Below are 11379 nucleotides of genomic sequence, written 5' to 3' on the forward strand. Positions count from 1 at the left end.
TAGATCAATTATCCTGTATTTCGCATACCAGCTGCAATGCCTGTGATTGTTATCATTAGGGCTTGTTCTACGTCAAAATTTTGGTGTTGTGGAAATTCTCTTAATCTACGTAGTAATTCTACTTGTAGTAAATTAAGTGGATCAGTGTAAATATTACGTAAGGCAATAGAGTCAGCTATCCAAGGTAAATCAGACATAAGTTGATCTTCGTGAGATAATGATAAAACAGTTTTTATATCTGCTTTTAATTGCTCTCGTAGTTCCTCTCCTAAGACCCAAAATTCAGGTTTTACTAAGTGTCTATCGTAGTATTCAGATAGCCAACTATCAGTTTTACTGAATACCATTTCTAACATTCCGATACGAGTAGAAAAAAATGGCCATTGTTTACACATTTCTTCAATTATATGTCCCTTTTTCTGCTCAATGACAAGACGTATAGATGCACCAGCTCCAAGCCAGGCAGGCAACATTAGTCGATTTTGCATCCAAGCGAAAATCCAAGGGATTGCACGTAGGCTTTCTACACCACCATTTGGGTTGCGTTTGGCTGGGCGAGAACCAAGAGGTAATTTAGAGAGTTCTTGTTCTGGTGTTGCAGAGCGGAAATAAGGAACAAAATCTTTATTTTCTCTAACGATACCACGGTAAATTTTGCAAGAAATAACGGCTAATTCATCCATAACCTCACGCCAGCTTGATTTAGGTTCGGGTGGTGGGAGTAAGTTAGCTTCTAAAATTGCACTGGCATAAAGTTCTAAACATCCTACTGCTATAGCAGGCAAGCCTAATTTAAATCGTATCATTTCCCCTTGTTCTGTTGCTCTAAGACCATTTTTTAAAGAACGAGGGGGCTGAGAAAGCAATGCCGCGTGGGCTGGTGCTCCACCTCTACCTATTGTTCCTCCTCTACCATGGAATAATGTAAGTTCAATGCCGAGTTCATCACATAAATTAACTAATTGCTCTTGAGCACGATATTGTGCCCAAGAAGCGGCCATCATACCGGCATCTTTCGCACTGTCAGAGTATCCTATCATTACCATTTGTTTATTATTAATAACACCACGATACCACCCAATATTAAATAATTGACGCATCACTGTTTCTGAGGCCTCTAGATCATCAAGTGTTTCGAATAATGGAACGACAGGCAAATGATAAGGCAGACCACATTCTTTCAATAATAAATGTACAGCAAGTACATCGGATGCGGTGCGAGCCATTGAAATAATATAACAAGAAATAATACCTTCTTTTTGCTCTGAAATAACTTTACAAGTATCTAATATTTCTTGTGTTTCTTTAGAAGGCGTCCAATTTTGAGGTAATAGAGGACGACGAGAACTTAATTCACGAATGAGAAAGGCTTGTTTATCATCTTCTGTCCATTGTGAATAATCACCTAAGCCAATATAACGTGTAATTTCTGCAATGGCATCGCTATGTTTAGTACTTTCTTGGCGAATATCTAGTCTAGATAATGATAACCCGAAGCAACGAATTCTACGTAAGCAATCTAATAATGCACCATTAGCAATAATACGCATTCCACATTGGAGCAAAGATTGATAACAATCATAGAGAGGTTCCCATAATTGTTCATCTCGAGAAATTAAATCATTTTGATCAATGATAGATACTTTATTTTCTAAAAGGTCATTGTAATAAGAAACAGTTTTAATTAATTTTGTGCGTAATTCTTTTATGACGAAACGATACGGTTCTAAATGAGCACCATATTTTTCACGAAATTCAGATGTACATTCAATGACTGAAAGTTCATCAGCTAATAATTTGATATCCTCTAAAAAAAGTTCAGCTGCTTTACAGCGATTCATTAATAAAACTTGGCGTGTAGTTTGAGCTGTAACAAATGGATTTCCATCTCGATCTCCTCCCATCCAAGAAGAAAAACGTATAGGGGTAAGATCAATAGGAAATTGTATATTGTAATATTTTTCTAGATGGAAATTAACAATACGGCAGAAATCTGGGACGGCTTGCCATAAGCTATTCTCAATTACTGCCATTCCTGCTTTAGCTTCATCAACTGGCGTAGGGCGTCGTGTACGAATTTCGTTAGTATGCCAAACCAATGCGATTAATTGCATTAGCCGACGCTTCAATTTTGTTGTTTCAGCTTCAGTTAAATCATCGTGTTCAAGAAGACTTAAACAGCGATTAATTTCAATATATTTTTGTCCTAAAGAGCGTCGGGTAACTTCTGTAGGATGAGCAGTTAAGACTAACTCAATGAGTAATTTGTGTATTGACTCGAGAACTTTGTCTTGAGGAACGCCTTGTTCTTTTAATCGTTTAAACAGGGACTCTAAACTTCTGTTGGATGATTCTTGATCAATATGGTTGCGGGAAATAGTTTGATATTGCTCTGCAATATTTGTGAGGTTAAGAAAATGGCTGAATGCTTTGGCTACAGGAATAATTTTTTCATCAGAAATTGTTGCAAGTATTGTTAAGAGCTGTTGTCTAGATTCGTCATCTCCAGCTCGAGATTTTTTTGATAAAATACGAATGTTTTCAATCAGTTCAAGAATCTCTTTTCCTTGGGCATCGCTGATCGTTTCCCCAAGAAAGTGGCCGAGCATATTGATATTGTGACGAAGTGTTGCATAGTGTTGAATCATAATGACCTCAATTAAATAAATTTATTGGCTAGATATAAGCAAAAATAAGAAAAAGGTCAAATATAAAAAACAGTACAGATGAAAAGTGCGGTACTTTTTTTATATTTTTTTAACATCTTTTATACAACCTTTAATAAGGTTATAAAATTGTTATTTTTAGAGAACATTTTCTTAGTATATTCAAGGATTTTTATTTTTTATCTAAAGATTTTACTGATTTTCTAATCACTAATTCAGGATGAATTTCAATAACTTCATATTTTCCGGATTTATCACTAATTCGTTGAAATAGTAAGTTAACTGCTTGAGCTCCCAAACGTGATTTTGATTGATGTATAGTCGTTAAAGGTGGGGAGTAAAAACGTGATGAATGAATATTATCATAACCAATAATAGAAATATCATCGGGGACTTTTAATCCTTTTTCTCCAATAGCTGAAATCGCACCTAGTGCCATTACATCATTACAGCAGAAAACAGCAGTAGGTAGATTATCTTGTGTCAAAATTCTATTCATACATTCGTAGCCATCTTCAGGTTCAAAAAAACCTTCCATAACCCAGAGAGGATTTATTTCAAGGTTTGCTTCTTTCATTGCTGTAACAAACCCCTCATAGCGTGTTCTGGCTGTTGTTTTGATAAGTTCTCCAGCAATAATGCCAATTTTTTTATGACCATTATCAATTAAGTATTTGGTGGCAAGGTATCCACCAATAAAGCTATTATCTTGGATAAGGTCTGTATTTTTACTATGCGGCCCCCAATCCATTACTACCATAGGTATATCAGTAAAATTTTCGAGTAGATCCAATGAATCCTGAATATATTCAGCACACATTACTAAAATTCCATCAACACGCTTTTTAGCAAGCATTTCTAAATGATTTTTGATTTTTTCAGGATTATTTTGTGTATTGCATAAAAATAATGAGTAACCTTGTCGATAACAATGTTCTTCTACAGAATGAATAATTTCAGCAAAATAAGGTGCTTCACTTGTTGTGACAACCATTCCTATAGATCTTGTAGTATTTACTTTTAAACTTCGTGCTACTGCACTCGGAGAGTAATTTAGTACTCGAATGGCTTCTCTAACTTGCTTTTCTGTTTCTTCAGCAACAAAACGTGTTTTATTTATTACATGGGATACTGTTGTTGTAGAAACGCCCGCCATTTTCGCGACATCTTTAATTGTTGCCATAGTTCCTCCAAAAAATTTGGCAATATTATAAAGATCAGAATGGAATTGTTAAGGGCTATCAATGAAAAATTTGTCACTGATCACAAGTTATTGATGAGCCAACTTAAATAATGAAATTCTTTTTCATTAATAGGAATTTATTATGAATGGTAACTGTTTAAATAGAGCATTTTAAACAAATCTTTAACGGCAGGTAGCAATGTAGGGATAACCAAAGCGTTTTTATTTGTATTAAAAAAGTTTCTATTTTGATAGAATAAATCTATAGACGTAAGTAAATAATTCTTGGTAGAAAGAAAATATAATCAACACAATATAAGAAAAGGCTTTTATTACATTTTTATTATGAACAACATAGTATTAGAACAACTTCTTAACGAAAAACTTAACGCAGCGGCGATTTCTGACTATGCCCCTAACGGCTTGCAAGTGGAAGGCAGGGAGCAGGTGAAAAAAATCATCACAGGCGTAACTGCAAGCCTTGCGTTGATTGACTATGCTATCAGCCAAAACGCCGATGCGATTTTAGTCCATCACGGTTATTTTTGGAAAAGCGAAAACCCTTGCATTCGAGGAATGAAAGGCAAGCGAATCAAAGCCTTATTGCAAAATAATATTAATTTATACGCTTACCACCTGCCTCTTGATGTTCACCCAGAGCTAGGCAACAACGCCCAACTTGCGGCGTTATTGGGTATTGAAAATCTGCAACCCTTAGAGCAAGGTAAATTCAGCATTCCTGTTTATGGCACGCTCGCCACACCTATCAGCGGGGAAGCATTTGCTGAGCGTATTGAGCAACAATTACAGCGTAAACCGCTTTTTTGTGCTGAAAACGCACCGCACTTTATCCGCACAGTGGGGATTTGCACGGGCGGCGGTCAGGGCTATATTGATCTTGCCGCACAGCAGGGGCTTGATGCCTTTATTACGGGCGAGGTGTCCGAGCAAACCATTCATTCTGCTACTGAGCAAGGCATTAACTTTTTTGCCGCTGGGCATCACTGCACGGAGCGGTATGGGGTAAAAGCCTTGGGCGAATGGCTGGTGGAACAACACGGTTTTGAAGTGGAATTTAAAGAGATTTATAATCCCGCATAGTAAGACATAAGGCTAGCAAAGTGCGGTCAGATTTTTTGCACATTTTCAGGTCAGCTTTGTGTAACGGCGAGTTTTCCCTTATACTATGCACAATTTTTTCATCAAAATAGGAATAAAAAATGGGTTTCTTAACAGGTAAACGTATTTTAATTACAGGCTTAGCGAGCAATCGCTCTATCGCTTATGGGATTGCCGCGGCAATGAAACGTGAAGGTGCGGAACTGGCTTTCACTTATTTAAACGATAAATTAAAACCGCGTGTAGAAGAATTTGCCAAAGAATTTGGCTCAGGCATCATTCTGCCTCTTGATGTGGCAAGCGATGAGAACATCACAAACTGCTTTGCGGAATTAAGCAAGCACTGGGAAAAATTCGATGGCTTCGTTCACGCGATCGCATTCGCCCCAGGCGATCAACTAGATGGCGACTATGTAAACGCCGCAACGCGTGAAGGCTTCCGCATTGCTCACGACATCAGTGCATACAGCTTCGTAGCAATGGCACAAGCGGCACGTCCGATGTTAAATCCAAATTCAGGGCTTGTTACTCTCACCTATTTAGGTGCGGAGCGTGCCATTCCAAACTACAATGTGATGTGTTTAGCCAAAGCCTCATTAGAAGCCAGCACCCGCGTAATGGCAGCAGATTTAGGCAAAGATGGTATTCGTGTTAATGCTATTTCTGCAGGCCCAATCCGTACACTCGCGGCTTCTGGCATTAAAAACTTCAAGAAAATGCTTGCGACTTTTGAAAACACCGCCCCATTACGCCGCACCGTTACCATTGAAGATGTAGGTAATTCAGCGGCATTCTTATGTTCTGACCTTGCTTCAGGGGTAACAGGCGAAGTATTGCACGTTGATGCAGGCTTTAGCATTACCGCAATGAGCGAATTAGGTGCGGAATAAGTTTAACCCAACACAAAATAAGGCAGACCTATGGCGTCTGCCTTTTGTCGTTTATTAAGAAAAGATCATTATGTTTCAAAACAACCCTTTACTTTCCCAATTAAAACAACAAATTCGTGATAGCAAGCCCATCGTGGAAGGCGTGGTGCGTGGCTCTGACAAGGCCTTTGGCTTTTTAGAATGCGATAAAAAAAGCTATTTCATTCCACCGCAAGCGATGAAAAAAGTAATGCACGGCGATAAAATCAAAGCCCGCATTGAAACCGTTGGTGATAAAGAGCAGGCTGAGCCTGAAGAATTGATTGAGCCAATGCTCACCCGTTTCATCGCCAAAGTGCGGTACAATAAAGACAAGAAATTACAAGTGTTAGTGGATCACCCACAAATTAACCAGCCTATCGGTGCGAACAAAGCCAAAGCGGTAACAGAAGACTTGCAAGAGGGCGATTGGGTAGTGGCAGAGCTTAAAACTCACCCCTTACGCGATGATCGTTTTCTCTTCGCCCAAATCACACAATTTATTTGTCAGAAAGACGATGAATTTGCCCCTTGGTGGGTAACCTTGGCACGTCATCAGCAATCCCGTTATCCTGTTCAAGGGCAAGAAAGTTACGAGATGTTGGATCAACAACCGCGTGAAGATCTCACCGCATTGGATTTTGTAACCATTGATAGCGAAAGCACGCAAGATATGGACGATGCCCTTTACATTGAAGCTCTGGAAGAAAACGGGCAACAAGTGGGCTGGAAATTAGTGGTCGCTATCGCTGATCCTACGGCTTACATTGATGAAAACTCCATTATCGAGCAAGAAGCCAAACAGCGTTGCTTTACTAACTATCTACCTGGTTTCAACATTCCAATGTTGCCGCGTAAGCTTTCTGATGAGCTTTGTTCATTAATGGAAAATGAAACTCGCCCTGCGTTGGTGTGCTTTATTGACGTGAATTTAGACGGCAGCCTTCGCAACAAGCCGACATTTGTTTCGGCTTATGTGAAGTCAAAAGCTAAATTGGCTTATGACAAGGTTTCAGATTATTTAGAACAGCAAGAAAATGCGTGGCAACCAGAATCTCCTGCTACGAAAAATCAGATTGATTTGCTCCATCAATTCACCCTTGCCCGCATTCAATGGCGTAAAACCCACTCGCTACTGTTTAACGAGAAGCCTGATTACAGCTTTAAACTAGCTGAAAATGGCAAAGTGGAAGCCATTGTGGCGGAATACCGCCGTATCGCCAATCAAATTGTGGAAGAATCAATGATCTTAGCGAATATTTGTGCGGCGCAATATCTCAATGAAACGGCACAATGTGGCATTTTCAACACCCACAGTGGCTTTGATCAGAAAAATCTTGCCGCCGCACAACAATTTTTACTTTCACAATTAGCCAATGAAGAAAATGAAGTAGAACTAAAAGATCGTTATTCTAGCGAAAACTTGGCAACCCTAGAAGGCTACTGCCGTATGCGCCACGATATTGAACCTATTGAGGGGGATTATTTAGAGTTACGCCTACGTCGCTATCTCACCTTTGCCGAATTTAAGGCAGAATTAGCACCGCACTTTGGTTTAGGCTTAGCGGGTTATGCCACTTGGACATCGCCAATTCGCAAATATTCCGATATGGTGAATCATCGCCTCATCAAAGCGAGCCTCACCACCCAGCAATACCAAAAGCCTGCCGATGAAGTTTTACAACGTTTGCAAGAAGCGCGCCTCCAAAACCGCTTAATTGAACGCGACATTGCCGACTGGCTCTATTGCCGCTATCTCGCGGAAAAACTGGAAAGCCGCCCCCAATTCAGTGCCGAAATCCAAGATGTAATGCGAGGTGGATTACGCGTTCAATTATTGGAAAACGGTGCTTCAATGTTTATTCCTGCTTCCACCTTGCACAATAACAAAGAAGAAATGCAAGTCAATCCTGACGAAATCGCCCTTTATATCAAAGGCGAAAGAGTTTATAAACTTGGCGATAGGGTAAAGGTTGGATTGATGGAAATAAAGGAGGAGACACGTAGTATTATTGGCAATATTATTGAATAATAGTCATTTTGAAATAGGATTATTGTTTCACTTGATTTTAAATTTAAAACAACATTAGACTCAAAATGAATGTATTTATTTTAGGTCTAATGTTTGTTTTATCTTTAAATTTATACTGTATAAACTAGCTTCACGTTTTTATTTTTTAGGATAAAGATGGATAAAAAAAGTGTAAATGAACTGTAACAACTTATAGATCATTTACACTGAATCGCTGTATAGTAAAATAGTTTAAATCTCGAAATCAGATAGAGATTTACCAGCTTCTAATTCACGTTGAATAGCTAAAGGAGTTCTTCCTTTGCCCGTCCAAGTTCTTACGCGTCCATTATCTGTATACTGATATTTAGCTGGACGAGCAGGCTGTTTTGTTTTTCCTACATTATTTATACTTGAAGAAAGGAGTTCTTCGGTAGAAATACCTTTTTCTCTTAATAAATTATGCACTTCTTCTAGTGCTTTTAATTTTTCTGCCTTTTGTTGAGCAATTTTAGCTAATGTTTCTCGTTTTTCTTCAATAACAATTTTTATCTTTTCTAAGATTTCTTCTAATTGTTCTAATTCCACATCTTTAGCTATTGCACGCAAGCTACGAATATTTTTTAAGATTTTTAATGCATCAGTCATTTTCATCTCCTAAATTGAATGGTACTAAATAAGTTGATTTAATAATAGCGAAAATATTATTTAAGATAAATACTAGAACCATTAAATATTTAATTTTAATAGTTAGAACTAGCTACTTTTATTTGTTTTTCTAGTCTATAAGATGGGTTAAAAAGCTATCTTCTTAGATAGTACTTGGAATTTTTCGGATATTATTGTAACCTTTATGTATCCTACATATGTAGAGGAGCCGCTATTATAAGTATTTTTTCTGAGTGGATAACGATGAGGAAAAAGGAAAGGAATAGTTGCCGAAATCAATTAAAAGTCGTTTTAATTGGTTGGGAGCGTTTTCGAAAGAAACGTTACTGTCATAGTCTTTTTAACAACTATGGAGCGCTACTGGTTAGGTTGGGTATAATTATACTTAGCTTTTATTTTAAATTATTTTTTCTTTAAAATAGTAAACCTCAGTGGTTCTCCCTTATCCTTAGGTAGAACAATAATGGAACTTTTAGATTATTCCACATCAATTTGGTCGGTTGTCCCACCGTTATTAGCTTTATTATTAGCAATTTTTACTCGTAAAGTTATTTTATCTTTAAGTATTGGTATTTTAATTGGCGCATTAATGTTGGCTGATTACAATATTGCCAACACGGCGATTTATTTAAAGAATACCGTGCAGTCTTTGGTATATGGTGATGAAGGTTGGAACTTTGATACCATCAACATCATTTTATTCTTATTATTATTAGGCATTTTAACCGCACTTTTAACGGTGTCAGGTAGTAATCGTGCTTTTGCTGAATGGGCACAAAAACGTATTAAAAATCGTCGTGGTGCAAAGTTAATGGCAGCATCGTTAGTTTTTGTTACTTTTATCGACGATTATTTCCACAGCCTTGCAGTGGGCGCGATTGCCCGCCCGATTACGGATAAATTCAAAGTTTCTCGTGCGAAACTAGCCTATATTTTGGATTCCACCGCAGCACCAATGTGTGTGATTATGCCTGTTTCAAGCTGGGGGGCGTACATTATCACCTTAATTTCAGGCTTGCTTGCTACTTACGCCATTACGGATTACACCCCAATTGGGGCATTTATGGCGATGAGTGCGATGAATTTTTACGCGATTTTCTCTATTTTAATGGTGTTCTTCGTGGCGTATTTCTCTTTCGATATTGGCTCAATGGCAAGACACGAAAAACTCGCCCTCGAACACACTGAAGATGATGAAAATGAGCAAACAGGTGTAAAAGGCCACGTTCGCAACTTGATTTTACCTATTGTTACCTTAATTGGTGCAACGGTATTTATGATGTTGCACACAGGTAATGAAGCCCTTGCCGCAGAGGGCAAACCTTTCTCCGTATTAGGTGCATTTGAAAATACGACGGTGGGTATTTCACTTGTTGTGGGCGGCTGTGCATCAATTATTGTGGCAACCCTTTGTATTTTGATTGATCGTCAAGTGCGTTTTGCAGAATACGCTAAATCTTGGATCGTTGGCGTAAAATCAATGCTTGGTGCGATTTTGATTTTATTCTTCGCTTGGACAATTAATAATGTTGTGGGCGATATGAAAACAGGGACTTATTTATCTAGCCTTGTGTCTGGCAATTTACCTGTGGCAGTGTTGCCTGCGTTATTGTTCGTATTAGGGGCAGTAATGGCGTTCTCAACAGGAACAAGCTGGGGGACATTTGGAATTATGTTGCCAATTGCCGCAGCCATTGCAGCCAATGCCGCGCCAGAATTAATGTTGCCTTGCCTTTCAGCCGTAATGGCTGGGGCTGTGTGTGGCGACCACTGTTCACCAGTTTCCGATACGACTATTTTGTCTTCCACTGGGGCGAAATGTAATCATATGGATCACGTTACCACCCAGTTACCTTATGCCTTAACCTTAGCCGCAGCAACCATTGTGGGCTATCTTGTGGTTGGTTACACCGCATCAGGCGTGTTTGGCTTTATAGCCACAGCAATCACCTTGGTTGCACTCATTTTCTTATTTAAAAGACGTTAGAGTGTGATCTAGATCACAAAATTGAAAATAAAATTTTATTTCGTCTATTTTATAAAATGCGGCAGATTGTCGCATTTTTTTTATTTTAAGCTGAATTTTATTTTATAAAATATTTCTATTTTAGAATTTTAAAAAATTTTATCTATAAAATCGCAAAACATTTCGCATAAAATTTAAATTTATTTTGCATAGCTATTGAGTCTCAGATTATGCAAAATTATTTCAAATTTTTTATCATTTAGACCTCCATACCTCCCCAGCTACATTGTTAGTCAGTCGGCTTAACTACTGCTTATTTCCCCTTTACTCCTCGTCCCCAACGAGCAATGATGCCCCCAACATAAAACAACAGGGACATAAAAATGAAATTTAATACACGAGAATTTATTCAACACTTAACCACCAGACTTGAAAACCATCACGGCTTTAAAAATGGGGAATTTGTGCAAGGGAAACGCCGCTTTCAAGTCCGTCAAGATAGTTATCAAAATGAGCCAACAATTTATTTACTTTATATGCCACAAGGCACGCTGGTTGAACACTCTGAACATTGTCGCCAACGCGTTTCAATCGAGACTAACTTTGACATTGTCGCCCAGCAAATCGCTGACAAAATCGCAAACATTTTAAGAGGGAAATAAGCAATGAAAAAACCAACTGAAAAAGCTATTAACAACGTATTAGAAACCATTGCAAAAGAGGTGGGGGATATTGAAACATTAGAGACCCGAATGAGCGACCATTTAGATTTTTATGATATGGGCGTATGGAATATCAAACGCCTTATGCGTGCGGCTTATGAGGCAGGCTATAAGGCGGGCGTTGAAAAATAGGGG

General features: G+C 38.4%; 9 protein-coding genes and 1 riboswitch. Of the genes, 6 read left to right on the forward strand and 3 right to left on the reverse strand.

The genetic code is table 11. From position 1 onward, the window contains the following. Positions 1-8 precede the first annotated feature (8 nt). Positions 9-2648, reverse strand: coding sequence for a phosphoenolpyruvate carboxylase (gene ppc / locus DXZ23_RS04515; RefSeq protein ID WP_021724126.1), 2640 nt, complete (start codon positions 2646-2648; stop codon positions 9-11). 190 nt (positions 2649-2838) lie between these two features. Continuing rightward, a complete protein-coding gene (gene purR, locus DXZ23_RS04520; protein WP_103846672.1) occupies positions 2839-3849 on the reverse strand; it encodes an HTH-type transcriptional repressor PurR in 1011 nt (336 codons plus the stop codon). Between the two features lie 345 nt (positions 3850-4194). Here purR and DXZ23_RS04525 point away from each other — a divergent pair, with 345 nt between their 5' ends. From DXZ23_RS04525 to rnb, 3 genes are all read left to right on the forward strand, one after another. Next, positions 4195-4950, forward strand: coding sequence for a Nif3-like dinuclear metal center hexameric protein (locus DXZ23_RS04525; protein WP_017807228.1), 756 nt, complete (start codon positions 4195-4197; stop codon positions 4948-4950). Between the two features lie 119 nt (positions 4951-5069). Continuing rightward, positions 5070-5858 (forward strand): SDR family oxidoreductase, encoded by a 789-nt coding sequence (locus DXZ23_RS04530; RefSeq protein ID WP_017807229.1) that lies wholly within the window; start codon positions 5070-5072, stop codon positions 5856-5858. Positions 5859-5928: 70 nt separating this feature from the next. Further along, entirely contained in the window at positions 5929-7908 is a 1980-nt protein-coding gene (gene rnb / locus DXZ23_RS04535) for an exoribonuclease II (protein WP_017807230.1), read from the forward strand. Positions 7909-8139: 231 nt separating this feature from the next. On the opposite strand, the gene DXZ23_RS04540 is transcribed toward rnb, so the two are convergent. Then, positions 8140-8535, reverse strand: a complete 396-nt coding sequence (locus tag DXZ23_RS04540; RefSeq protein WP_017807231.1) for an H-NS family histone-like protein — start codon at positions 8533-8535, stop codon at positions 8140-8142. 213 nt (positions 8536-8748) lie between these two features. Beyond that, positions 8749-8924: riboswitch (Lysine riboswitch) on the forward strand. A gap of 95 nt (positions 8925-9019) precedes the next feature. On the opposite strand from DXZ23_RS04540, the gene DXZ23_RS04545 reads away from it, so the two are divergent. From DXZ23_RS04545 to DXZ23_RS04555, 3 genes are all read left to right on the forward strand, one after another. Further along, positions 9020-10543 (forward strand): Na+/H+ antiporter NhaC family protein, encoded by a 1524-nt coding sequence (locus tag DXZ23_RS04545; RefSeq protein WP_017807232.1) that lies wholly within the window; start codon positions 9020-9022, stop codon positions 10541-10543. 362 nt (positions 10544-10905) lie between these two features. Further along, positions 10906-11184, forward strand: a complete 279-nt coding sequence (locus tag DXZ23_RS04550) for a hypothetical protein (protein WP_017806894.1) — start codon at positions 10906-10908, stop codon at positions 11182-11184. Between the two features lie 3 nt (positions 11185-11187). Beyond that, positions 11188-11376, forward strand: a complete 189-nt coding sequence (locus DXZ23_RS04555) for a DUF6900 domain-containing protein (RefSeq protein WP_039088530.1) — start codon at positions 11188-11190, stop codon at positions 11374-11376. Positions 11377-11379: the final 3 nt, after the last annotated feature.

Source organism: Avibacterium paragallinarum (genome assembly GCF_900450705.1).
Lineage (GTDB): Bacteria > Pseudomonadota > Gammaproteobacteria > Enterobacterales > Pasteurellaceae > Avibacterium > Avibacterium paragallinarum.